The 257-nt window shown below is 54.1% G+C and carries 1 rRNA gene; it reads left to right on the top strand.

Going from position 1 to position 257, the window contains the following annotated elements:
* Positions 1 to 257: ribosomal RNA gene (locus RhoFasB10_RS26070) — 23S ribosomal RNA — on the top strand; the annotation flags it as partial.

Genomic DNA, 257 nt, shown 5'->3' with positions numbered 1-257 from the left:
TATGGAGGGTTGTGGGGTTTGCATGTGATGGTTCTGCCGGACTGTCCGACAGTGATAAATCATGGTGTTAGTCGAAGTGGTCTGGAACGGCCTGTCGTAGAGGGTGAGAGTCCCGTAGACGAAAACATTGTGACTGTCGAGTGTGGATGCCCAAGTAGCAGCGGGCCCGTGAAATCTGCTGTGAATCTGTCGGGACCACCCGATAAGCCTGAATACTCCCTGGTGACCGATAGCGGACTAGTACCGTGAGGGAAAGG

Source organism: Rhodococcus sp. B10 (assembly GCF_011770055.1).
GTDB lineage: Bacteria > Actinomycetota > Actinomycetes > Mycobacteriales > Mycobacteriaceae > Rhodococcoides > Rhodococcoides kyotonensis_B.
Note: the sequence above shows the minus strand (reverse complement) of the source record. Positions and strands in the feature narration are given on the sequence as shown.